Below are 25,454 nucleotides of genomic sequence, written 5' to 3'. Positions count from 1 at the left end.
TACTTTTTAACCTCCCGCCGTATTTCGCAAAAACATTCGGAGAACTGAATTGTGCGGCGCCTTGCTCGCTCACGTTTAAGTACGAACTGTTAGATACGAGCTTTTAAAATCGCAGCCCTATCGCAATATAGCAGCACAGTTATGCAAAATATTAAGCAAAATGGCTTGCAGTAAAACGCTCAATTAAACGGATAAAGTCGGCTTCAGCAAGCTTGGCACATTTTAAGGTTTGTTCATGGGATAACTGCACGTCCCCCAACCCTTCTGCCATATTGGTAATGGCGCACACAGCCAACACGGGCAAACCACAATGCGCCGCCGAAATCACCTCTGGCACCACGGACATTCCCACTACATCGCCACCGATGATTTGCATCATGCGGATTTCAGCCGCGGTTTCAAAACACGGGCCAGAGTAAGACACAAAGACCCCTTGATTCACTTCAATGCCGGCGGCTTTTGCGACACTTAAGGCTTCTGATCTCAGGTCTTTATCATAAGCATTGGCTAGGCTAAAAAAGCGTGGGCCGTAGCTATCATCATTCGCGCCCGTCATGGGCGTACCCGGCATAGTGTTGATGTGATCGCTGAAAATAACTAATGATCCCACGCCGATCCGCTCTGGCCGTAATGACCCCGCAGCGTTAGTCACGAGTAACAATTCACACCCTAAACGTTTGAAAGTACGCACAGGCGTCGTCATCACCTTCATACTTTGGTGCTCGTAAAAATGCCCGCGGCCTTTCATGCACACTATATCGATGCCATGTAAGCTGCCGAGCACAAGCTCTCCAGAGTGGCCGACGACGGTACTCACAGGAAAACCGTCTAACTCTTCATAGGGGATCACTACTTTGTTATCTAAATTATCGGCAAACGCGCCAAGCCCTGAGCCCAAAATCATAGCAGCACGGGGAGAGAAATTCGGTTTACAGGCTCGAATCGTCGCAAGGGCATTAATAACAGGATCATGGCTCATACAAGGTACCTCATAGCAAAAGAATGAAAGAGTAAGCGACCCTCAGTATAAGCGGGCTTAGGATTGCAAATAATCGCGATTAACCGCACTATTGTGCTGATAAAAAGGACAATAGCTGAAAATAGTGAGCCTAAAATGAGCACGATAAACGCATCAGAACTCGTCACCTTGAAGATGCTGCGGTATTTTCATCGAGTGGCTGAAGTGAAAAACTTTACCGCTGCCGCCGAACAACTGCATCTATCGAAATCTCCGCTGAGCGCACAAATCAAAGAGTTAGAATCGCTCCTTGGCGTTGAGCTGTTCACCCGCAGCACTCGTCAGGTCGAGCTCACGCCCTATGGCCAATTGTTAAGAGAGAAGTGCGAACAAATATTCGAGCTGGTGAATACCTCATTGGAACAAGTGGCTCAGCTTGGGCGACTCGATAGAAACCATATTCGGATTGGCATCATGAGCTCGCTGTTTTGGATGGGATTTGGTGACATACTGAAAAGCTTTCGCAAGCAACGCCCTGATAATGAGCTGATATTTCAAGAGTTATCACCTGAAACTCAAAAAGTCGCCTTAGCACATCAAGAAATCGATTTTGGCCTAGTGCGCTACGCCGACACCTTAAATTTGCCGCACCTTCTCGCCGAAACCATCACCAGCGAACCTATGGTGTTAGCACTGGCAAGTAAGCATCCCTTAGCCAGACGTAAAAGCATCGACTTGAGTGAACTCAAAGATGAGCCTTTTACCTTACTCAGCCGTGCCAATTCCGCCTCTAGCGATTTGATTATCGCCAGCTGTCAGGCCGCAGGATTTATGCCGCAATTAGTACAGGAAATGGTCGAGCCCAATAGCTTGATGGCTATCATCGCTGGCGATAACAGGGTATCCATAGTGCCGCAAAGTTATGCTTCACAACCTTGGCCTAGGGTAAAGTTTATTAAGTTAAAACAAACCATCTCCGCCGATATCTGCCTGATTTATCGGCCAGAAATGGCTTCGCTGCCAATTCTCGATAGCCTGAGGGACTTATTGAAGCAACAAATCAAAACCATCTAGATTGTCTCCCAAACGAGTGCTATGCTGAGTTCAATACTCAGGGTTCATATTTTAAGGATATCAAGATGGATGAATTTTTAGCGGCAGCCATTGAAGAAGCTAAGCAAGGACTCGCCGAGGGCGGCATCCCCATTGGTTCGGTATTAGTGATCGATGGCAAAATCGTCGGGCGCGGCCACAATAAACGGGTACAAAAAGGCAGTTCAGTACTGCATGCCGAAATGGATTGTCTCGAAAATGCCGGCCGATTTAGCGCCGCCGAGTACCAAAGGGCGACCTTGTATTCCACCCTATCGCCCTGCGATATGTGCAGCGGCGCAGTATTACTTTATGGCATACCAAAAGTCATCGTCGGTGAAAACGCTACCTTCCAAGGGCCAGAAGCCTATGTAAAATCCCGCGGCGTGGATGTCACTGTGGTCGATAATGCCGAGTGCAAACAATTGATGCAGGACTTTATCGCCAGTAATCCCACACTCTGGAACGAAGATATCGGCGAGTAATGGTTCGACAGTCTTCTCAATCCGTTTCTGCATTTTTGTATTTCACTTTTTACATTGGCGCTAATTCACTTTCTACCTTTCCTGTATTTTACTTTTTGTGTTGGCTGTATTTCATTGGAGGCTAGCGCCTGCTAGGCTAGCCCTCCCAAATTCCAGTGAAAAGTGGAACATGTCTACTAGCGAAAGGAACTCAGCTAACGTGTCAGCAAACTTACCTAAAGACCCTTGGTCAAGATCAGACTCCACGCAGCCTGTTGTAATGACGATACCCGCACAGCGTAATGCCAACCTCGATGCTATTCGCGGCTTAGCCGTGTTGGGGATATTTTTTATGAATATCTATTTTATGGGCATTACTTTTTTTGGCTATGCGCCCCATGAAACACAGCCGCTGTCGGATCACATTATCAAAGTGTTCAGTAACTTTTTCATCGAGGCACGCTTTATCAGTCTGTTTTCCATCTTGTTTGGTGTCGGGCTTTTTATTCAATATCAGCGATTTAGCGCCAAAGGCCTAGAAGCTTATTCCCTACTGCGATCACGTTTAAAATGGTTAATTGTATTTGGCCTACTCCACGGCATTTTTATTTGGTCAGGTGATATTTTATTCACCTATGGCATCAGCGGATTTTTAGCTTTGTGTTACAAAGATTTAAGTGTTGAAGCCCTTAAGCGCAAAGCGAATATTTTTATTTTAAGCGCCTTAGTTATCATTACGCTGGTTAGCCTTACGGGCAGCGATGAACCTTTCACTCGAGAATCGAGTCTATTTGCAGAGCAATACAGTGCATGGACCTCTGGCTATGCCGACCAACTATTACTGCAATTGATGCAAGTTGGCTATATGGCACTGGTGATCCCTTTTACCATAATGTGGTTTACGGCTGGCTTGATGTTGCTCGGAATGGCTTTGTATCAACAAGGGACTTTTGAGCAAGGTTTTAGTAAATCGGTACTGGTAAAGTTAGTGCTAGCAAGCGTAACGCTATCACTGCTTGATACCATCTTAAGTTTAACGAAAAATACTATTCTCGTTGCGTTTTCAGATGTGTTAATCATGCTAAGTGCTATTCCTATGGCGCTGATTTACATCCACATTATAGTTAAGGTTTGCCAGAATAATCCTAATATACTGACTTCGTTGCAAAATGTAGGCAAACTCGCGTTTAGTCTCTATATTCTGCAATCCATCATTGGCGTGTTAGTGTTTAGACACTTAGCTCCCGAATTGCTATTGAGCTTAGATAGATGGGGATACATGGCCATGGCGCTGGTTTATTCAGTAGTGCAATTACTGTTAGCCAGCCTGTACTTACGCTATTTCAAGCAAGGGCCGCTGGAGAAACTGTGGCGCCACCTCGTGTTAAAAAAATACACGGCATCACAAGAACACAAGCAAGCTTAAAAACACTGACACGAGATTGATACCAGATAATGACAAACAAAAAAACTACCAAAACGGGCAACAGCGCTTCACCTCAAACCAATCGCCCGCAAAAGAGTCGAGCACAAAGCGGTCGCACACAGAACAATCGCGCCCAAAGTAGCCGCACTCAAAAATCCAATACAGCAGCTTCAGGCTCAAGCCTTATGCCGCTGTTATTGGTGGTAATTTTTCTTGCTGGCTTAATCGGCGCAGCGCAGCAACATATGCTGCCAGTCGGGATTGCGGGTATATACCTCACGCTAAGCCTGCTCACCTTTATCGCCTATGCCATCGATAAATCCGCCGCTAAACGTAATAAATGGCGCACTAAAGAAAGCACATTACATCTGCTCGCTCTCATGGGCGGTTGGCCCGGCGCTCTATTTGCCCAAAACCTGTTAAGACACAAGTCCATTAAAGCCTCATTTAGAAACGTCTTTTGGCTCACCGTTGTCGCCAACTTAGCCGTGCTGGGTTATGGCATAAAAACTGGCGCCGTAGATATGTTTATCTAGCAAGCAATGGATTCTATGAAAATCAAAAGTTTGTCACTAAAACGCTTTAACTTATTTTAATATAAAAACAAAAGGTTAAATTATGAAAAAATTTTTAGTTGCAGTTTTGGGTGTTGCAATACTATCGGGTTGTGCCGCACCTCGCTATACAGCAAAACCAATAGAAACAAATACTAACAATGTAGAAATAGTCATTATTAAGGATAAAGAAACACGTGACGGCTTCCAAGAAACAATGGAGACATGGCTAAAAGCAAATAATTACACCTACACAGTGCAGCCTGATGGTTCTAAACATGATTTAAATAAACTCACATTAGAATATGAAGGTAATTGGACTTGGGACTTGGCATTATATTTAAAAAGCGCTGAAATTAACGCATTTCAGAATGGCCAAAGAGTTGGCAGTGTTAAGTTTCAAGTACCCTATACTGCGAACCCGAGTAAGTTTGGTAATGCTGCGAATCGTATTAGCTATATGATGTCAGCTCTATTTGGTCAAATCACCGCTGATGAAGCAACAAAAAAAGTAAATGGTTCAAGCGATTAATATCATTGAAACCTTAACTAAAAAACAGGGTAATCATTGAATTACCCTGTTTAGTTTTGCACTGTTTATTATCTTTAAAACCAGCTCAACGCGATACTGATAATCACGCCAGTGATCATCAATTGCATTAAACAAAAACCCATAATATCCCGTGCTTTTAAGCCTGCAATCGCCAGCACAGGCAGTGCCCAGAAAGGTTGAATCAAATTAGTCCACGCATCTCCCCAAGCAACGGCCATTGCGACCCGAGCGACATCTGCACCTAAAGCCTGTGCGGCGGGTAACATAATCGGTGCCTGCACGGCCCATTGGCCACCTCCCGATGGCACAAAAATATTCACAATTCCTGCACTGATAAAGCTCCAAAATGGCAGGCTCTCGGCGCTAGCGATGGCCACAAAACCTTCCGAAATACTTTGGGCTAAACCCGATTGCACCATCACAGCCATAATGCCCGCATAAAAGGGAAATTGGATAACAATCCCTGCGCCGCCCTTAATGGCCTCATTCAAGCTGGTTAATAAACTGCGTGGTGTTTGATGTAACAGTATGGCGAGGAACAGAAATAAGAAATTCACTAAATTGAGATTTAAGCTGCCGCCCTGCACCCAAAAGTAATAACCTAAATATACAAGCCCAGCGCCACCTACACTCCAGCCGAGTAAACGGCTATTTTCTAACTTATCCGCAGGACGGCTTTCAGGCTGACGATCACTCACATTTGCAGAGTTAAGCTCTAACGCCAAAGCATCAAGTTCAGCGCCTTTGTCATCAAGGGCGCTTGGGTCGACATAAACACTGTCTTTTTCTTCTGGCAACATAAAGCGATTTACTAAGGGCATGACCACAAACAGAATTGCCACTAACAATAAATTATAACTCGCGAAAATGGTGTCACTGGTGGGGATGATACCGATTTGCGATTCAGAGAAATGCCCCACCGTCGCTATGGTTAATGGGATCGAACCCGCAAGCCCACCATGCCAAACCACAAAGCCGGAATAGGCGCTGGCGACCAGCAGTCGATAATCCACTTTCACTTTGCGAGCTAAGGCTTTGGCAAATAACGCGCCCACCACTAGCCCAAAACCCCAGTTAATCCAACTGGCGGCCAGTGACACCAAAGTCACTAAAATAATGGCTTGTGGTGCCGACTTAGCCAATCCAGCAATGGCATCGAGCAGCTTTTTAATCGGCGGCGAGCTTGCCAACATAAATCCTGCCACCAGCACTAACAGCATCTGCATCGAAAAACTTAACAGCGTCCAAAAGCCATCGCCCCAATAATTGATGACTTCCAGCGGGGTTTTATGTTCGGCGACCACAGCAGCAATTAATACGACTAAGGTAAGTAAAAGCACGAAAATATAGGGATCGGGTAGATATCGGTCGACGAGTTTGACCAAAGGTTTTGCCGCTTTGTTTAACATAGACTTTCCTTGTTTATTATCTGAACTAAAACGTCAACACGCCCTAGTTCTTATTTGTTTTTATTGAATTTTTATTGAGTCTTAAGCCCACAGATTAAGCGATCTCTAAAGCAGGATAAAGTCTTGAGGGAGTTTTTAACGGTTTGAACTGGTAGCACCAGATATCCCGCTCAACGCACACGCGAGTGCCGATAGCATCTGATGCTAAAAAACTGATAATATGGCAAAAATTAACTAAGGTGCTCTTTATATGAAAATGTTACTTGCCGTTGTGGTGATTGCTGGGGTGATTTTTTACTTCTTTACCTCGATGAACGGCCAAAAAGCCGCCCAAGAAAATATCCGTTTAGGCAATGAGTTTTTAACACAAAACAAAACCAAAGAAGGTGTGATCACCACAGCTTCAGGTTTGCAATATCAAGTATTAACTCAGGGCGATGGCACAGTTCATCCTAAAGCCAGCGATACAGTGACAGTCCATTACCATGGCACTTTGATTGACGGTACTGTGTTTGACAGTTCGGTTGATCGCGGCGAACCCATCGCATTTCCGCTTAATAGGGTGATTAAAGGTTGGACCGAGGGCGTACAGCTTATGGTTGTTGGCGATAAAATGCGTTTTTTTATTCCCAGTGAACTCGCCTACGGTAACCGTAGTACGGGCAAGATTGGTGGTGGTTCTGTGTTAATTTTTGATGTGGAACTGCTTAAGATTGATTAAATCAGTCTTCAATGAGTCTGTCTTAACGCATTCGGCTGTATTCATAAAAAAACCTAACGCTTAATAAAGAAAAAAGCCCTGAATCTTCGCAGGGCTTTATTTTTTAACCAATAATATCAAAGTTTTGGATGATTACTGGCAGGTTGCCGCGCCAATATCAACCCATACCGCCGCAACGCCCGGTACATCACCTTTAGTCCAGTAACTCGCCTTCCATACACGACCGTTATAGCTGGTGGTTTGACCGCCATTATACACCACACCCGCATCCCAACCGAGATCAACTTGGCTGAGTAGCTGCCATTGGTCTGCGATGCGAGATGGCGTATTACCCTGCGTCCAATACTTTGCTTTCCATACCAACTGACTATGACTCACAGTATCGCCCGTGTTATACACCACACTGGTTTGCCAAGCAGGATAGTTACCGGCATTGGGATCGGTTGCATCGCACCCACCACCTACCACTTTTGGCGTCACGGTCAGATTCGTCGATGCACTCGCATCTAAGGCACCATCGGAAACCAGCACGCTCAAACCATAGAGGGTCGCTTCGGTAACATTGGGGCCAGTAACGACTAACGTGGCACTATTTGGTCCGATTGCCGACACGCCTGCGGGCACAGTCCAAGCGTAGGTTAAGGCATCACCATCTGCATCGAAGGCATTCGCCACTATACTGACGGTTTTACCCGCTTCAACTGTCGCAGTCGGAGCCAGAGTCACTACAGGTGCTTGATTAGGCGTATCAGCCTTGTTCGTCACCAGCACAGTATCGCTGGCAAATAGCCCTTCAGGATCGGTGACTTTAAGGCTAAAACCATAGGCGACATCGGTTTGGGTTGCTCCCAGTTGAATAGTCGCATTCGCCATATCCGCATTCGCGATGGTAATTGTTGGGCCAGACACTTGCGTCCAAAAATACGTCAGCGCGCTATTCTCAGGATCGCGCGAACCGCTACCATTGAGCGTCACATCGGCGGGACCGGTGACATTCACATCCGCGCCAGCATTGGCAATGGGCGCTTTATTCACTGGCGGAGTGGTGCCTTCACCATGGCCTAAACCTTCGTGCATGGCATTCAGAATGTCACCATTATCGGCATCAAGTTCCCACGCAAAAAGCCCACCAAGTTGATTAGAAAGCACATATTGCCCTTTAGCTTTAACTGAACGAGCATCATCGAAAGTGATTAAATCGCCAGTAGATGCCTTGAACAAAGATGGCGCCTCGGCCGTTTCGTCATAGCTGTAAGTCCAACCACTTCCCATGTAATCGTTCGCTATCTGACGATAATCCACCACACCAGCTTCCCAAGTACCTTTTACTTTGCCCGTTGCCGTCCCCGTGAAAGGATTATTACCACTGTAGCCATTCACACCTGTCCAGCCGCGGCCATACATAGCGGCACCGACCACAATTTTCCCTGGGGTCACACCTTGGCCTAACAGCGCATTAACGCCATTAGCTGTGGTGTAACGAGTATTGGGATCCCAACTCGCTTCATACAGATTGGTTTGATGGCCGAGTTCAGTATTAGTCCAACCACCATTAAAGTCGTAACTCATCAAGAAGATGTAATCCATGTACTGCTGAGCAGCCTGATAATCGACTTTTTGAATTTTATCGTCACCTGCGCTAATAGCAGAGGTCAGCTCATAGGTACGACCCGTTTCGGCGCTTAGTTCATCAAGCATTGCCCGCAGTTCACGCATCAGAGTCACATAGGTTTCACCGTCATTGGCATTACCTAAATTTGGGTTAGCGCCATTCCCCCCTGGAAATTCCCAGTCGATATCAACGCCATCGAAGAATTTCCATGTCTGTAGAAACTCTTTCACCGAAGCGACAAAGATATCGCGCTTGGTTTTATCACCAAAGAAAAAGAAGGGATCCGAGAGGGTCCAACCACCGACCGAAGGTAAAATCTTCAAATCTGGATGTGCTTGCTTAAGTGCCATCAATTGACCGAAGTTACCTTTGTAAGGATCTGAATGCTCACTCACTCCCGCCTGCGGTATTTGAATCGCCGCCCAAGGATCGTGAATCGCAACTTTAAAATCACCACGACCACTACAAGCACGTTGCAACGCTTCGAAACTGCCTTCGATTTCTTTCAAGCTATCATTGATGCCATCACCACCACAAATTGGGGTAAAGCCATATAAAATATGGGTTAAGTTTTGCGCAGGTATCTTATCGACCGGAAATTTACGGCCGTATACGCCCCATTCGACAAAGTAACCTCCCACCACTTTGCCTGATTTATTAGCATAGGGACGGTTGTTTTCTTTTAGGGGAGCATTGAGTGGCACTAAATGGCTGCCGTCAGTATCAGCCACGAGGATTTGTTTAGCATCACTCGCCGTACAACCATCGCTGTTACACAGTTGTACTTGCATCTGATAACGGCCGCCCTTGTTCACCTTAAAGTTAGCGGTTCCCGACGCGCCAGATGGGCCTTCCCAAACCACATTGCCGTTGAGCAACACTTGGGCTTTATTGCCCACATCGCCACTCCAAAGGTTCCAACTGACGGAGACGTCGGCGGCATCTTTCACCGTAACTAATTGATTGTAAGCGGTAGCCGCTTGATTCACTTCAATAATAGCGAACTTAGTTTCGCCCCAACCTAAAGTCGGTTTACCGGGCGCTGCTGCAAAAACGCTGGCACTGATGGTAGATGCCAGCGCTGATGCCACTAGCAAGGCTGATGTTGAAATTTGAGTCTTGAACATGAGATATCCCTATTGAATTTTTATATGAATCAATAAGGCAAACAAAGCGTAAACAGGAAACAACACTCTCTTAAAACCATGCAAAACGACTGACAACTGCACGAAGAAAAACCTGTGGTATCCCCGCTATCATAGGTACAGACGAACCCTTAGACCGGAGGCTTTGCGTCCCAGTTTTTCAACTGGTTTGCCTTTTACACACAATGACAACGTTGTCATTGCAAATATCAGCATAAGCGTAAGCGCAATAAAATTGCAACAAAATATTATCAACTGTGTTATTGGCTAAAATCGTAAATAGAACTAGGCATCTGATAGGAAAGGAATTATGCAAATTAAACTATCGCTAATATTTACTTTGGATAATGAGGATTATCTGAATACTTTAAGAATAAAAAAAACAGGACTCGATATGCCAAAGGCATCATAAGTCCTGCTTTATATTTCACAATTTACGTCGCTTATGCAGCTAAACCTCAATCACTAAACATTCATGGCGCAAACCATTGTCGAGCAACATTATGATCCTTATGCGCGGGGCATTTATTATTCTTATGCGCGGGGGTAGTCCCTTGCGAGCATCACAGATAAACCGCGGCAAACCAAGGTTTCCATATCATCGACACGATTGATTTTCATCTCTGCTAAGGGCGCGCTCAATGCCATTTTCTTTAAGCTTTCGAGACAGCCTTTGTAGTAAGGAGCGCTATTCATCATACCGCCAGCGAGCCAAATTCGATTGGGATTAAATAAATTAACCGCCCACGCTAATCCCATGCCGAGATAACTGCCCGCGCGATATAAATCATCCTGAGTGGAGATTTTGCGGCTGCGCACTGAATCGCCACTGGCCAGTTGCTCTAAACTAAACTCGCCAGATTCGGTCATCACGCGACAAGGCCCCAACTCCCCCGCCACGCCCGTCGCTCCCGTAAAGACTTGTCCATTAAAGGCAATAGACATACCGATCCCAGTGCCGCACATGACCAATAACTCACAGGCATATTTGGCATCACAAGTCGCTTGCATACCCGCATCGATATCGTTGCAGATAAACTTAAGCTCACCCTGGGTTTTGACTGTATCGAAGCTCAATCCATTGAGTCCAGGTAAAGATTTACAAGAAACCAAACGATTATTTTGTACCAGTCCAGGTACGGCAATCGCTAGTTGGTAATGCTGTAAATCATAATCACGTTCAAACGCCGCGATTTGATTATTTAACTCTTCAATTTTAAAACCTTCACCTGTGGGGATTTTATATTGTTCTGTATGTCCCGCGAGATGAAGTTCGAACAGGGCTTTGGTACCGCCCACATCTATTGTTAGTATTTGCATCGCTTACTCCACTGATACATGTGCCCCACTCTGACCCCGAGTAGAGATGGCAAATGTTAGCATAGGGTCCAAATGTTAGCGATTGAATAAAACTTAAGTTGCTAATTTTTAAGGAACAAGTCCTAATTAAAACATGACCAACCTTTTATTTAATTCACTTTTCATGCTCAAAATCACATAAATAAATTAACAATAAACTCCATAACCTCAAGCGTCTTACCTGCACAAATTCACGATTGTATACAAAATCCTTTATTCGCTACCCTTGCATCTAGCGCGCTAGACTTGCGATAATCCGAGCCGGTTAAAACTCAAATCAACATAAACCTACTCATCCTTAGGCGATCTTCGCCTACCGACTCGCATAGCATGCCAGTCTTAATTGGAGCCCTTATGTCACAATCAATCGCTAACCGTCTCGGTGCTATTCGTAACGAATTAACATCTGCTAATCTCGATGCTTTTATTATTCCCCGTGCCGACGAATATCTGGGCGAATATGTGCCGGCACATAACGAACGTTTGTACTGGGCAACCAACTTTACCGGTTCGGCGGGTATGGCTATCGTATTGAAAGATAAAGCCGCAATATTTACCGATGGCCGCTATACGGTTCAAGTTCGTTTGCAAGTCGATGCCACACTTTTCAGTTATGAAAGCCTAACCGATACACCACAAATTGAGTGGTTATGTGACACGCTACCAGCAGGGTCTCGCGTTGGTTTCGATGCGCGCTTACACACCTTAGCTTGGTATGACAATGCCAAAGCAACCTTAAATAAATCCCAAATCGAATTAGTTGCAGTTGAACAAAACCCTATCGATTTGCATTGGCAGAATCGGCCAGCACAGTCGAACGCGCCTATCACTTTGTTTAGCAACGAGAGTGCTGGTAAAACCAGCCTGCAAAAACGCATTGAAATTGGTGCATTAGTAAAAAAAGCCGGTGGTGATGTCGCCTTAATCGCCGCCTTAGATTCTTTCTGCTGGCTACTCAATATTCGCGGCAATGATGTACCACGCCTGCCCGTTGTACTCGGCAGTGCCCTGCTCCACGCCAATGGCGATATGCAGCTTTTCACCGATTTAAGCAAACTCCCAGAGGGCATTGAGGAGCATGTTGGTGCTGGCGTAAGCTTTAAGGACGAGGCATCTCTTGCCGATACACTCGCCAGCATGCAGGATGTAAAACTACTTGCCGATCCGAATTCTGCAAACGCTTGGGCACAAAACATTGCCCGTGAGGCAGGAGCAAAATTAATTGCTGGAATCGATCCTGTCGCTTTACCTAAAGCGCAGAAAAACGCCGCAGAACTGGCCGGCATGCGTGCCTGTCATATCCGCGATGGCGTCGCAGTGAGTCGATTCCTTGCATGGCTCGATGCCGAAGTGGCAGCCAATCGTATGCACGATGAAGGCACCCTTGCGGATAAATTGGAAAGCTTTCGCCTAGAAGATGAGCGTTACCGCGAGCCAAGTTTCGACACGATTTCAGCTGCCGGTCCTAATGCCGCTATGTGCCATTACAATCACAACAATGGCACACCAGCCATGATGACAATGGACAGCATCTACTTAGTGGATTCTGGCGCTCAGTATATTGATGGCACGACAGATGTGACCCGTACCATTGCGATAGGTGAAGTGACCGATGAGCATAAAAAAATGGTTACGCTGGTGCTAAAAGGTCATATTGCCCTCGACCAAGCTCGCTTCCCGAAAGGCACCTCAGGCCAGCAGCTCGATGCATTCGCCCGCCAATATTTATGGCAACATGGTTTTGATTACGATCACGGCACAGGCCATGGCGTGGGTCACTTTTTAAGTGTGCACGAAGGTCCGCAGCGCATAGGTAAAAATGTCAACGGTATCGCATTGATGCCCGGCATGGTGCTTTCCAACGAGCCGGGTTACTACCGCACCGACGATTTCGGTATTCGCCTAGAAAACCTCGTCGTAGTGCAACACTGTGAAGCACTTAAAGGGGCTGAGCGTGAAATGTATGAATTCGATGCGTTGACTATGATCCCTATGGATGCGCGCCTTATTGATAAGAGCCTGTTAACGCAAGGGGAAATAGACTGGTTTAATGCTTATCATCAGCAAGTATTCAATACACTTTCTCCGTTGATGTCAGGGGATGAATTGGCTTGGTTAACTCAAGTGACTAAAGCAATTTAGCACTCCGCTGATAAGTAGCAATTTAAGTCGTTATTTTAGTCACTTACGCGCTATAAAATAGAACGCCCAAGGCAATTAGCATTGGGCGTTTTTTTAGCGCTATCTGTGTGTTTTAAAACCCACGTCTTATTTCAAAACCATGATTTCAAAACACGATTTCAAAACACGATTTAAAAACATGAGTCGCTAAACCATAGTAGGTTGTGCCATCGGCTGATAAGCATCATCCAGCGATGCTTTAGACAACACTTCAAAGTCCTGATGAATTTCAATAAAACAATCGACTAATTCAGGGTCGAAATGCTGACCTTTGCCTTCAATAATTAAGTCGATAGCCTCTTGGTGGCTAAAGGGCCGCTTATAACATCGGGGAGAAGTCAGCGCGTCATAAACATCAACTAGGGCCACTATCCTCGCCGAAAGCGGAATATCTTCACCTTTCAAACCAAGGGGATAACCACTACCATCCCACTTTTCATGGTGACCCGAAGCAATATCGCGGCCCATCTGAATAAAAGTACATTGGGGCGCATATTCCAACAAACTGCGTAGCACTTGTCCCCCGATCACAGGATGAGCTTTAATTTGTTCAAACTCCTGCGGCGTTAGTTTACCCGGTTTAAGCAAAATCGCATCGGCAATACCGACCTTACCTATATCGTGCAAAATGGCCGACAAACTAATGTCTTGAATATAATCTTCGTTCAATTCTGCAGGAGGATTGGCGGCCAGTAGTCGCTGCGACGCGAGCATTTTCGAATACTGCCGCATACGTAGCAAATGCGCGCCCGTTTCGTTATCTCTGTATTCGGCGAGTTTAGCTAAGCCTAATACGGTAGCTTGGCGTGATGCTAAGGTTGAATCGAGTGCGTCAGCCAACTTACCTAATAAATAAGTAATAGTTAACGTCAACATGGCATTGGTCACGATAAAATTGACCACCACAACGGCCCAAATACCGACGCTATAACCTTGGGTTTCAGGCCAATTGAGCCAATTAAAATGATAGGCAAAACCAATCAATACCAAACTTAGCCCATTCAAACACTGGGCATATAAGCTGGCTCGATTTCCTAAAAATATACCGACTAACGGCGGGAAAATAAATAACCAGAAAAAACCTGCTCCCGAAGGGCCAATCGCAATTAAAAAACCGATGCCAATTGCATAACCCAGCAAGCAGCCACAGCCAAAACGCGTACTATCAGCAAGCTTAGGAAAATACAGTAAAAGCAGTAAAAACAGATAAGCCAGCGTATCAAATACCACCATAAACCAGAGATCGGCGATGACGCATAAATACACACTAGTGATGTATACAGGCACGCAGAGAATCGCTAGAAAGCCAAATAAACGTTCAAAAATCAAACGTCGCCAATGTGGCAGTGCCGCCGCTGTTCCCAAGGACGCTGTGGCTAATTTAGTTACACCACGCCTAAGTGATATCGCCATGGGAAGTTCCTCTTATGTAGCATTCCCGCTGTGAGCTAATAAACTAGAAGAGCAAAATCAAGATACACCACTGAAGCAAGGAAAAATAAACCATCTTTTGTTGCCCATTAAAGAATAGACTAAGGCCAATAAAGCGCTCCATGAATACTGCGATATCAAGCCGAATCAACGACATTAGTCCAATATCATCGAACATAATTTATATTTAAGATGAATGACAAATACCCACTCAAGACATAAAAGAATAACCCTATACAAAATACTAGAATTAACGATTTAACAGGATAAACGCTCGTTTAACTCCACATTCTCGCTACTTAAAAACTTTATATATTGCAATAGCTTATAAATACGACGAACGATTGATTTTCACCAGTCAGCCATGAGAAACCGCTCTCCTATACCCACACAAAAATGATACTCTTATCACATAACAAGCTTACTCCGATGAGAGTCAGCACAATAAAATTCGCGCCTAACACCGCGTCCTGAACCCTAATGAACCACATCGGCCCTGAATGGACACACTAAATGAGCCAGAGTAACGCCTCAGCAAATAAAATAGTTAATACACAGAGATCAGATCAAGAAATCCGCTTAACACCACAAGATGAACTCATTTCCACCACTGATACTCGCGGTATCATCACTTACGTCAATGCCCGCTTTGCCGAAGTATCAGGCTATAGCGATCAAGAATTAATTGGCAGTGCCCATAATATGGTGCGCCATCCGGATATGCCGAGCGCCGCCTTTAAAGAAATGTGGGAAAAACTTAAGTCAGGCCAATCTTGGCGCGGCATAGTCAAAAACCGCTGTAAAAATGGTGGCTTCTATTGGGTCGATGCCTTTGTTTCGCCCTTGTTTGAAAACGGCACTATTGTCGGTTACCAATCGGTGCGCATTCAGCCTCAAGCCGCCTACGTCACGAAAGCTAATGAGATTTACCAAAGACTCAAATTAGACAAATCCATTCCTAAACCCTTAAGTTTAATGCAAAAACGTATCGTATCTGCGGTTGTCGCCTCCACAGGTTTACTGATCGCTGGCTACTTTTGGGGCTGGGGCGTGATTATCGCAGGGGCGATTCTGATGAGTTTAAACCTCGCCATTTTCTACGATGAGGCTTTTCGTATTCCCGCTAAACTGATTGAAATGCAAACCAAATATGACTCTATCAGTCGTTACATTTACTCGGGTGCAGATACCTCTTCTATTCTCGATTTCCAGCTCATCATGCTACAGGCCAAAATGAATGGCGTACTTGGGCGCACCCAAGATCAAGCCAATCAATTACATGCCATTGCCGATCAATTAGTGGTCGCGACCGAGCAAACCTATGTCAGCCTAGATCAAGAGAAAAGTCAGCTAGAACAGCTCTCTGGCGCGATGGAAGAAATGAGTTCAACCATCACAGAAGTGGCGCAGAATACACATCTCACGTCCACCAGCATCAATACCGCCTATGATCTCTGCCTTAAAAGCAGTGCCAACATGAAGGCCAACACTCAAAAAATGGAGCAACTGGCAAAGTCTGTTGCCGATGCCACCAACAATGCCCATCAATTAAATAAAGAAGCCGAGCAAGTCGCTAATGCGATGGGCGAAATTGACTCTATTGCCGAGCAAACGAATCTCCTCGCCCTCAATGCCGCGATTGAAGCTGCCCGTGCGGGTGAACAAGGCCGTGGATTTGCCGTGGTTGCCGATGAGGTTCGCGCGCTATCGAGCAGAACCCAGCTATCAACGAACAGTATTTCTAAGAGTGTCGATAAGATGTTCACTATGCTCAACGCATGGGCCAAAGAAATGGAACAAAGCCGTCAACATGCGGAGCGTTGTGCCAGCGATATTCAGCTGTCCGCCGACAATGTAAACACCATTTACCAAGAAGTGAGTGACATCCACACCTTTGCCCAACAAAATGCAGTGGCAGCCGATCAACAGCGTCAAGTGGTCAATGAGATCGCCAGTAATATTCACTCCATCACCCATGCCAGCGCCGAGAACTTAGCTGCAACCCATCTGATTGGTGATGCCGCCCATCTTCTTAAACACAATGCCGAAAAAGCCCTTGGCCTGAGGCGCACCTTCGGTTAAACATAAATGCAAGATCCAAAATACCGCAGCCTAGGTTGCGGTATTTTCTAATATAGCGAGCTTTAATCCGTATTGTTGAGTCCATATTTTACTCAACCCTTGTATAGATCAATAAGACCTAGCCCACCTGAACCAGTACCAAGCCTTTTATCCCCTCCTGATGAAATGATGCAGATAAAATGCCAAAACACTAAAAAGTACAGGTTTTAACCGAAATTTTTGCTATACTCCGCGCCCGCCATTTTTCTTATAAAATCTGTGTGGAAGAATGAGCCAGCCGGTACACCTCTCTCCTTTAGACGAGTGATAAAGAGGCTAGTGGCGCTTGAATGTTTGAATAAGTGAACGATAGGAATCCAAAATGAGATTTGAATCTTTTAGTTTTTCCCCCGAGATTTTGCGCGCTATCTCAGATTGCGGTTATCAACAAATGACGCCTATTCAGCAGCAAGCGATACCTGCTATCCGCCGCGGCCAAGATGTCTTAGCCAGTGCCCAAACCGGTACGGGTAAAACCGCCGCTTTCGCGCTGCCGATCCTGCAAAAGATGGTTGAAAAGCCAAGCGAAACGCTAAAGTCGAATGCCCGCGTATTGATCCTTACGCCGACCCGTGAGCTTGCAGCTCAAGTGGCTGACAACGTTACGGCTTACTGCAAATACTTAAACTTTAGCGTATTAACCATTTACGGTGGCGTAAAGATTGAGACTCAAGCGCAAAAGCTGAAACGCGGCGCCGATGTGATTGTTGCCACCCCTGGTCGTTTACTTGAGCACCTTACCGCCTGTAACTTAAGCCTGTCGAACGTCGACTTTTTAGTGCTAGACGAAGCCGATCGCATGCTCGACATGGGCTTTAGCGCCGATATCCAAAAAATCCTTCAAGCGGTAAATAAGAAACGTCAAAACTTGTTATTCTCGGCCACTTTCTCAAGTGCGGTGAAAAAACTCGCCAACGACATGATGGTTAAACCGCAAGTAATCAGCGTTGATAAACAAAACACTACAGCCGACACCGTTAGCCAAGTAGTTTATCCGGTTGAACAACGCCGTAAACGCGAACTGCTTTCTGAGCTTATCGGCAAGAAAAACTGGCAACAGGTATTGGTATTTACTGCGACCCGTGAAGCCGCCGATACGCTAGTCAAAGAATTAAACTTAGATGGTATCCCATCTGAAGTGGTCCACGGTGAAAAAGGCCAAGGCAGTCGTCGCCGCGCACTGCGTGAGTTTGTGGCGGGTGATGTTCGGGTGCTGGTTGCCACCGAAGTCGCCGCCCGTGGTCTGGATATTCCAAGCCTTGAATACGTAGTCAACTATGACTTACCTTTCCTCGCCGAAGATTATGTACACCGTATCGGTCGTACAGGCCGTGCAGGTAAAACTGGCGTAGCCATTTCATTTGTGAGCCGCGAAGAAGAGCGCACCTTAGCCGATATCGAAAAATTGATTGGTCAACAGATTCGCCGCGTCACTGTGCCAGGTTATGAAGTTGGCAGCCGCGAATTGCTATTAAAGCAATTGCAAACCCGCCGCAGTTTTGCCAAAAAGCAACAAAGAACCGACAACGTCGGCGCTCAAGTTGCTGCTGAGAAAAACATGCAGGGCCGCCGCGTAAAAATGAAGGTGGGTCAAGCACCGAGCAAAGCGAAAAAGCTGAAATAAACAACTAACATAGGCAATGCACCTCGCCTATCAGTCTCGTTATTAAAGCAAAAAGCGTCCCAAGGGACGCTTTTTTATTGAGCCGAATTAATGAGCTATAAACCATAGGCTATAAGAGTGACTCGCTCTCAAAGATGGCTTATCTCAGTCCGAACTCTGTGACGAAGTCAATACTTAGCCTACATAACTGAGGCCGATCACTTATTCGAAAAAACCACCAAATAACTGTTTAAGCCTTTGCTCATCAATGGGATTTTCGCCGCGCCAACCCGCTAGCGGTAAGATGATGTCAGAGCGGATACTGCCCGAGTATTTGATATTGCAGATCGCTTCAAATGGCGTAAATGCTTCATAAAGCGGCGTAACATAGGAATTTGGCATGATGCCAAGCTCAGCTAACACCGTCAGTTGGCCACGGAAACTGTACTTTTTAAATTGAGGAATAATCTTGGCTTTCTTCACCCTTTGCTCGAGTTTTCCGGGTGTTTCATCTAAAGGAGCCTGACGGATAGCTTCAATTAATGCACTGAAGATGGCCACATCCTCTATACTGGGTTTACAAGGCGATAGCGTACAAAACTCTTGTAATTCTATGAGATTGTGCGCCCAGCGCTCGTTCCACACACTGCCAGCGTAACAGGAAAAGATTTCTTGTCCCTGCTCAATCCAGTTAACGCGCTTGATGGAACACACAGGACAAATGTCACTATCGGTTGCCATCGAATGTTCTGGTAGCGCCTTAGCAAACAAATAACTGAGAATGGGTTGACGACCGCGAGGGAAGCTTGAAAAACCACATAAATAGGCCGCCAGTAAATTCTCCAGCGCAAGATTCGGCTGCTTTAGTATCGCTTTATAGCCGAGCACCACATCATCATGACTCAGCTTAACTCGGTCGTTGACCGGATAGCCACTCTGTTCAATCAATGCGATTTCAGCATCAGATAGGCCTTGATAGGAGTAGATATAAGTTCCCGTATCGACATCAAACACATCGCCATTATCGATTCTTTGTTGATAACCATGCTCGTCTTTGCGGTACGACTTTTTATAATAGACTTTCTTTAACGCCTTAAATAATCCCTTATCCATTTACCACTTTCCTATTGAAAAAATTACCAAACATCACTTCAACCTTTCAAGGCTGTGGCAATACTATCACTTTCGCGTTCAGCGCCCCACCTTATCTCAGTTAATTAGCAGACTCGATTAGCTTACTCAATTAGCCCATGTTATCGGCTCACACCATTGACTCATATGAGACTAAAACGAGCTTTTGGGTGATTGAGCAATCATTGCTTTAAAAACACCACGATATCTGGATACACACTGCAATAAATTGCAGCATTCGCCGTTCTTATAGCTGTCATCCCCATTCACGACCCAACAAGCGTACAAACCAGAGCCAATCGCTTGAATTGATAGAATAACCCATAACTAAGAGAGATTACTTATGCCGTCCCTACTACAGCGCTTTTTATTGACCACCAGCCTACTGCTTGGCAGTTTTACCACGCTAGCTCAACCTATCGCTAAGGATGAATATTCGGTTAGCCCACTGCTCAATGGCGAACAAATTCCCGCAATTACCTTACAAGATATGAATGGCCAAAGCGTTGATTTAGCAAAATTAACCGCACAAAAACCAACCATTTTCTTTTTTTACCGTGGCGGCTGGTGCCCCTTTTGCAACAACCAAATGGGGCAACTAAAAGCCATCGAACCTAAACTTATCGACATGGGCTTTCAACTGGTGGGGATTTCCACTGATACACCCGCACAGCTAAAGGCATCGGCCGCTAAAAACGAACTCAAATATCAGCTACTTTCCGATGAAAAAATGCAGGCATCGCAAGCCTTTGGTCTTGCCTTTTACACTAGCAAACAAGTCACTGATACTTATCTGAGTCGCTTAAAACTGGATAACCCACTGTGGACAACGCCCGAAGGCGATAAACGCTTAGTTCTGCCAGTGCCGGCAATTTATATTGCTGATACTCAAGGATTAATCCACTTCCAATATGTGAATCCCAACTATAAGGTGAGACCCGCACCTAAATTGATTCTGACGGCTGCCAGCCTCGTCGGTGCACCAGAATAATCCATCCCTCATCAAAGCAGCCGTTAAGAATCGTTATCGATTTAGCGGCCGCTTTGCTAAACTAGCTCCGCCGCAATCAATATCGTCCAAGTTCAAATAGATAACATCACTTCAGCCCGCGGCGGAGTCATAATGAATTCTCAAACCTATAACCAAGCTGTGCTCGAACTCGCCCTTGCGGGTCTTGCCGATTTAACCGCTTCAGCACAGACCAAGAAAGCCCAGCGCACCTCTGCGCAGGAAAGTCATTTTTTGTGTAATTGGATGGTCGAGTCCTTAAAGGAAAAACGCTTTTCTAAACTGGTAGCCGACGATCTCACGGCTTGGATACGTTTGGCTCGCAGCCAAGGTGCGGGCGCCGAACTCAAGCGTTTACTAGAAAGGATAGTGTATCAATATCAATCAATTGAGACATCTGAGCCCGCTTTAGGCACGGCATTAAATGCCATGATAGAAACCTTAAAACAAGCCGATTGGTTAGTCTTTACTGACACTGAAATCAGTGCCAAGCTGAAACTCGATGGTGATGGTCAATCTAGCTTAGTGATTGATGCCAAAGAATTTAATCAACATATTAAAGACAATCAGCTGATCAAGCCAATCAACTTATATGTCCGCGCCGATGAACAGACACTAACGCGTATCGCCCTGTCCCATGGGTTATTGCTCAGTCAAGGCAATAAAAAAACTAGCTTGATTAAGCACCATAAAACCTATCAAATTTTCCCTAATAATCAGCAACCAGCTTTGTGTCAGCTATTGGCTTAAGGTAATACCAATCGTATTAAATATCTGTTCATTCAGCGGGAGTTCAACGCGCTTTAGATAAGGCGAAGGCTTTCGGCATAGTGGTGCTCTGCCGAAAGCCTTAAACGCAGTATAAAGCGCGTTGCCATGTAGTGAACATCAGCCGCCCTTCGGGAGCCACACAGGCATCCCACTCCGGTGTTGCATTGACTTAAAAGGGAATAACCATTTCTGCGTCAATGCGCCTTGGATTGAGATGCCTGTGAGGCTCTGAACTGATTAGATATTTAATGTGATTGGTATAACAGCGAAAAGCAGAAAATAGCTTGAATATGGCGGATGTGACTGATTGTGATCCAATAAACAATTCATTCACATAGTTTAGGTAGAATGGCCATCGGATAGGCCTTGGCTAAAGCAGAGATAACAAGGATAAAAGCAATATGGTTAAGCGATGTTTGCAGTATAAACACTTAGTTCGATTTGCCTTGTTCACCCTTTGCTTGACTCAACAGCACGCCTTTGCGGAACAGCTCAAATACAATATCACTGGCTCCTATTCTTGGTATCCGTATTTTATCGGTGATCAAGCCGAGGCGCCGGGGATGATCACTGAGCTTATTCCGATGATTTTATCTATGGCTGAAATCAAAGGTGAAATCCTCGCCCTGCCGCCCAAGCGCACCAATAATGCGCTAGAAACCGGTCAACTCGACTTTGATATCGTCAGCCCCAGTTGGTTTGAAAAGCAGGATTTAGGGCCGCTGTTTGTCAAATCGGCCCCCATAATGCAAATCACTGAATATGTGGTCACATTACCAGAGAATGTCAGTAAATATAAAGATATCAGCCAGATAAAAGGCCAAGAAATAGGTACAGTGCGCGGTTATTTATATCACGACGATAAAGATTTTATCCGCGCAGACTTTACCTCAGAGCAGGAGCTGATCAAAGCCTTAGATAAACACAGAGTCAATGCCGTTATTGCTGGTAATTACCCGGCGTTGTATTGGTCGACTCAGTTGCGGATCCCAGTTGCACTGGCGGCAGTGCATTCTGATGGTGACTTAGTGTTTAGGTTGCGAAAAGAACATGCCGATTTGCTTCCTGCCATCAATCAAGCCATAGCGACACTGAAGGCCAATGGTAAAATTGACGAAATCATCAAAAAGTACACTCAAACGCTGGCAAGCTAATTTCACGCTAGCTATATGAGATATTTGCGATAAAAAAGCGCCCGAAGGCGCTTAATCAATATCAATAAGGTAGCAGAATCTCAGTTTGACCATTCACAAGGATCATAATTAGCGAGTACGGCCGCATAACTGTGACTCAATCCCAGAGTCGAGTAGTAATAACCTTTCCCCTGATTGTCCACTGCATAATGGATATCCTCGGCCCCAAGCTGTTGCGGCAATTGCTCACGCACATTGGCTAATGTAGGCTCATCATAAAGATAGGGGGCAAACGTCAGTACACTCTCCAGATAGACCTCAGTATGGCGGCAGCTATTGCGACGGATCTGGGCAATAATGGCCTCAAACGCTTCACCCCGCTCCAATGCTAACCATTGCTCAGCGTAACGTTCAACTATGCTTCTGTCGGAATAGAAGAAATACCGCTTATCCGACAAACGCATCTGCACATCCTTGTAAGCCTCATTGAGGATTAGGCGAATATAACTGTTAACCGTTTGCTCACTATCCCACTCGAGCCCTGCCACGGCGGCGATTTGCTCCGCCGTGACTAAGCGTCCGTGTTGGCTAAATACCCTGATATAACCGACAAGTTCAATCATAGTGTCCAACTATAGTGTTCAACTGGGTAACAGGCCTCGCGCCGCCAATCTATCGGCAACAAAACCTAGGCTAAACTTGTCGAGCGTGGCCCGAGTTGGCGCACCGGTTTGAATATCCCAACCAAAGGCTTCATAGAACATGTCCAGCGCCGTTTGCATGTCTGCGCGGTCCATCTTGATGGTGCCCTCTTGACCGAAGTTTTTATCTGGATTCAAATCATAAACCCAGTCACTGAGCACATCATGCTCTTCGCGCATATTGCTTTCATTCATTTGCAATACGGTTAAGGCACGGTGTAAATGCAGCACTCTTTCCGCCTTAAAGTCCAATTCCGTTTCTGTGGTTTCAATCCCAGTCACTAAACTGAACATCTGCGATTCAATAGTGCTATCGCCTTCATAGTTGCGATTTTTATCCGGTGATGCCAACAATGGGAACATCCAGTTACACAGTGTCAGAGAGTCATGTAATACGTTTTTCACCAGCGACCATTTTGCAAAACGGATCTTAGCCGCATTGATTGGGGTATACCAATTCACCTTATCGAATGCACCTTCACCCCATTTTTTCTCGGCAATCGCCACTGTCATATCGTGTGGCAAACCACTGTTAACTATGTTGATGTGGGAATGGCACTGAGCATCACGATTAAAGACGACGTTGATTAACGTACCCACCTGGCCCGCGGTTTCACTGGCATGGTGCACGGCAGCATTGGTTTTCTTGTTGAATACCTTAGTGGCACTTTCTTTATGAATATCCCAATGACCTAACTTGGGATTGGTTCCATCTAAACCCCAGCGTTTGATCAAATCATATAAGCCGTCGGCCATATGGGAAATTTCACCTTCTTTAAACGCCACTCGGCGATAAAAATCAAGTAAGAAAGCGGGATCTTGGTTATCCCAGAGCGCCCAAGGAATACTGTTAAATTCATCTTCAGGTAATAAATGCTTAAACATATCCTTTGTTTTTAGGAATTTAAATAGATGAGAAATGGAGCCATAGTTACACCAAATACCATAGTCATCGAGAATATGAGCCCCTAAAGCACCCGCCATCGCATGTGCTTCTGTACCATTTTTGGTGCCCATTAAATACTGTGGTACGAGGAATCCCATACAGACGTTAGATATATGTTCGGTTTTACGACCGTATTTGCTTTTCAATTCAGGGACTTTTAGCTCGCAGAAGCAACGTATTGGGCATGAATGACAGCCTCCCGTACGCTTCATCCACTTATTGGCATATTCCACACCTATGTAGCTTTCTGCCATTGAAGTTCGAAACCCAATACGATTGCGTTCATTCCATGGCACTTCGCCTAAATCAATTTCTTGATCGGCAGCGCCCCACTTCAAACCGGGCCGAGATTTCCAGCGGCTGATGGGTGCTGAGTACTCAGCCCAAGATTGCGGCGTTGAAGGAACGACACCATTATTATTGGCACCGATAATACCTAAAATATGGTCATCTAAGGCACGCATCTTTTCATTATTGGCGGCGATTTTAACGGCGCCAGTGCCGATAATGCCGATCCCTTTACAATTTTTGGACCCCATTACCGAGCCATGACCACCTGCTGAATGCCCGCCCTGAGTCATAATGACAGAAAGAGGCACTTGGTTTTCACCCGCTTGGCCAATCGCAGCGACTTGTGCATTGGGTCCCATCATTTGCGCGATCATAGCGTGGGTATCAAATATACCTTTACCCCATAGGGCGTCAGCAGGTTCAATCGTGACCTTATCATCCACAATTTTAAGCCACACAGGACTGCTCGCTTTGCCTTCTATTGCAATCGCATCGAACCCCGCAAATTTCATTGCGGGTGAAAAATGCCCACCAAAGTGACCATCGGCAATCAGATGTTTTTCAATTACGGGACTACGGGAAGTAATGGTTGTTCGTCCAGTACAAATAACGCCTGAACCCGTTAATGGTCCGGCAGAAAAGACAATAATATTATCTGGGTCGATTGCTGTAATATTATCCTTATGATCATCCCACAATATTTTATAACCAATCCCCATACCACCGATATAGTCATAATATTTATTGATTGGCTCATACCATATATGATTAGTTGTTAAATTAATTCTGAGGACTTTACCCGCCCAACCACCTATTTTATCACTCATATTATTTCTCCTGAAT

At 45.5% G+C, this 25,454-nt stretch carries 20 protein-coding genes and 1 riboswitch; of the genes, 12 read left to right on the top strand and 8 right to left on the bottom strand.

Annotation, left to right across the window (positions count from 1 at the left end; all coding sequences use genetic code 11):
• Positions 1-151: 151 nt before the first annotated feature.
• Positions 152-979: a xanthosine phosphorylase gene (gene xapA, locus L5L94_RS06760; RefSeq protein ID WP_263162087.1), complete on the bottom strand. Its 828-nt coding sequence runs from the start codon at positions 977-979 to the stop codon at positions 152-154.
• A gap of 135 nt (positions 980-1,114) precedes the next feature.
• Between xapA and L5L94_RS06755 the strand changes: the two genes are divergently transcribed.
• The 5 genes from L5L94_RS06755 to L5L94_RS06735 all read left to right on the top strand — a co-directional run bounded on the left by L5L94_RS06755 (position 1,115) and on the right by L5L94_RS06735 (position 5,026).
• Complete coding sequence (locus L5L94_RS06755; RefSeq protein ID WP_263162083.1) at positions 1,115-2,032, top strand: LysR family transcriptional regulator; 918 nt, start codon at positions 1,115-1,117, stop codon at positions 2,030-2,032.
• Positions 2,033-2,097: 65 nt separating this feature from the next.
• A complete protein-coding gene (locus L5L94_RS06750) occupies positions 2,098-2,535 on the top strand; it encodes a nucleoside deaminase (protein ID WP_028761325.1) in 438 nt (145 codons plus the stop codon).
• A 199-nt stretch (positions 2,536-2,734) separates the two neighbouring features.
• Positions 2,735-3,940, top strand: coding sequence for a DUF418 domain-containing protein (locus L5L94_RS06745; protein ID WP_263149049.1), 1,206 nt, complete (start codon positions 2,735-2,737; stop codon positions 3,938-3,940).
• 29 nt (positions 3,941-3,969) lie between these two features.
• Positions 3,970-4,476 carry a DUF1294 domain-containing protein gene (locus L5L94_RS06740; RefSeq protein ID WP_263162080.1) on the top strand — a complete coding sequence of 169 codons (507 nt, stop codon included), beginning with the start codon at positions 3,970-3,972 and terminating at the stop codon, positions 4,474-4,476.
• An 82-nt stretch (positions 4,477-4,558) separates the two neighbouring features.
• Positions 4,559-5,026 carry an Sbal_3080 family lipoprotein gene (locus L5L94_RS06735; RefSeq protein WP_012587132.1) on the top strand — a complete coding sequence of 156 codons (468 nt, stop codon included), beginning with the start codon at positions 4,559-4,561 and terminating at the stop codon, positions 5,024-5,026.
• 74 nt (positions 5,027-5,100) lie between these two features.
• On the opposite strand, the gene L5L94_RS06730 is transcribed toward L5L94_RS06735, so the two are convergent.
• Positions 5,101-6,456: a short-chain fatty acid transporter gene (locus L5L94_RS06730; RefSeq protein ID WP_263162077.1), complete on the bottom strand. Its 1,356-nt coding sequence runs from the start codon at positions 6,454-6,456 to the stop codon at positions 5,101-5,103.
• Positions 6,457-6,706: 250 nt separating this feature from the next.
• Between L5L94_RS06730 and L5L94_RS06725 the strand changes: the two genes are divergently transcribed.
• The gene (locus tag L5L94_RS06725) at positions 6,707-7,177 is read left to right on the top strand and encodes an FKBP-type peptidyl-prolyl cis-trans isomerase (protein WP_028761331.1); all 471 of its coding nucleotides are present in this window, start codon (positions 6,707-6,709) and stop codon (positions 7,175-7,177) included.
• A gap of 132 nt (positions 7,178-7,309) precedes the next feature.
• Here the strand turns inward: L5L94_RS06725 and L5L94_RS06720 are convergent, their stop codons facing one another.
• Positions 7,310-9,916 (bottom strand): glycosyl hydrolase family 18 protein, encoded by a 2,607-nt coding sequence (locus L5L94_RS06720; protein WP_263162074.1) that lies wholly within the window; start codon positions 9,914-9,916, stop codon positions 7,310-7,312.
• Positions 9,917-10,029: 113 nt separating this feature from the next.
• Positions 10,030-10,118: riboswitch (cyclic di-GMP riboswitch) on the bottom strand.
• A gap of 350 nt (positions 10,119-10,468) precedes the next feature.
• Complete coding sequence (locus L5L94_RS06715; RefSeq protein ID WP_263162071.1) at positions 10,469-11,254, bottom strand: ROK family protein; 786 nt, start codon at positions 11,252-11,254, stop codon at positions 10,469-10,471.
• Between the two features lie 393 nt (positions 11,255-11,647).
• On the opposite strand from L5L94_RS06715, the gene L5L94_RS06710 reads away from it, so the two are divergent.
• Positions 11,648-13,435 carry an aminopeptidase P family protein gene (locus tag L5L94_RS06710; protein ID WP_263162069.1) on the top strand — a complete coding sequence of 596 codons (1,788 nt, stop codon included), beginning with the start codon at positions 11,648-11,650 and terminating at the stop codon, positions 13,433-13,435.
• Positions 13,436-13,621: 186 nt separating this feature from the next.
• Here L5L94_RS06710 and L5L94_RS06705 read toward each other — a convergent pair whose 3' ends face one another.
• Positions 13,622-14,887 (bottom strand): HD-GYP domain-containing protein, encoded by a 1,266-nt coding sequence (locus L5L94_RS06705; RefSeq protein ID WP_028761335.1) that lies wholly within the window; start codon positions 14,885-14,887, stop codon positions 13,622-13,624.
• A 531-nt stretch (positions 14,888-15,418) separates the two neighbouring features.
• On the opposite strand from L5L94_RS06705, the gene L5L94_RS06700 reads away from it, so the two are divergent.
• Together L5L94_RS06700 and L5L94_RS06695 are read left to right on the top strand one after the other, a co-directional pair.
• Positions 15,419-16,987, top strand: a complete 1,569-nt coding sequence (locus L5L94_RS06700) for a methyl-accepting chemotaxis protein (protein ID WP_263140287.1) — start codon at positions 15,419-15,421, stop codon at positions 16,985-16,987.
• Between the two features lie 361 nt (positions 16,988-17,348).
• The gene (locus L5L94_RS06695) at positions 17,349-18,650 is read left to right on the top strand and encodes a DEAD/DEAH box helicase (protein ID WP_028761337.1); all 1,302 of its coding nucleotides are present in this window, start codon (positions 17,349-17,351) and stop codon (positions 18,648-18,650) included.
• 201 nt (positions 18,651-18,851) lie between these two features.
• Here the strand turns inward: L5L94_RS06695 and L5L94_RS06690 are convergent, their stop codons facing one another.
• Positions 18,852-19,742, bottom strand: coding sequence for a hypothetical protein (locus L5L94_RS06690; RefSeq protein WP_263162065.1), 891 nt, complete (start codon positions 19,740-19,742; stop codon positions 18,852-18,854).
• Positions 19,743-20,103: 361 nt separating this feature from the next.
• Here L5L94_RS06690 and L5L94_RS06685 point away from each other — a divergent pair, with 361 nt between their 5' ends.
• The 3 genes from L5L94_RS06685 to L5L94_RS06675 all read left to right on the top strand — a co-directional run bounded on the left by L5L94_RS06685 (position 20,104) and on the right by L5L94_RS06675 (position 22,694).
• On the top strand, positions 20,104-20,751 hold the full coding sequence (locus L5L94_RS06685) for a peroxiredoxin-like family protein (protein WP_219254075.1): 648 nt from the start codon (positions 20,104-20,106) through the stop codon (positions 20,749-20,751).
• Between the two features lie 132 nt (positions 20,752-20,883).
• Positions 20,884-21,519 (top strand): DUF2913 family protein, encoded by a 636-nt coding sequence (locus L5L94_RS06680; protein ID WP_263148865.1) that lies wholly within the window; start codon positions 20,884-20,886, stop codon positions 21,517-21,519.
• A gap of 422 nt (positions 21,520-21,941) precedes the next feature.
• Complete coding sequence (locus L5L94_RS06675) at positions 21,942-22,694, top strand: substrate-binding periplasmic protein (protein ID WP_113939376.1); 753 nt, start codon at positions 21,942-21,944, stop codon at positions 22,692-22,694.
• Between the two features lie 80 nt (positions 22,695-22,774).
• On the opposite strand, the gene L5L94_RS06670 is transcribed toward L5L94_RS06675, so the two are convergent.
• Both L5L94_RS06670 and L5L94_RS06665 read right to left on the bottom strand, forming a co-directional pair.
• Entirely contained in the window at positions 22,775-23,296 is a 522-nt protein-coding gene (locus L5L94_RS06670; RefSeq protein ID WP_028761343.1) for a hypothetical protein, read from the bottom strand.
• A gap of 18 nt (positions 23,297-23,314) precedes the next feature.
• The gene (locus tag L5L94_RS06665; protein ID WP_263162062.1) at positions 23,315-25,438 is read right to left on the bottom strand and encodes an aldehyde ferredoxin oxidoreductase; all 2,124 of its coding nucleotides are present in this window, start codon (positions 25,436-25,438) and stop codon (positions 23,315-23,317) included.
• Positions 25,439-25,454: the final 16 nt, after the last annotated feature.

This window comes from Shewanella sp. SM21 (assembly GCF_025654335.1).
Taxonomy (GTDB): Bacteria; Pseudomonadota; Gammaproteobacteria; order Enterobacterales; family Shewanellaceae; genus Shewanella; species Shewanella oncorhynchi.
This window is presented reverse-complemented; position numbering and strand designations above follow the sequence as displayed.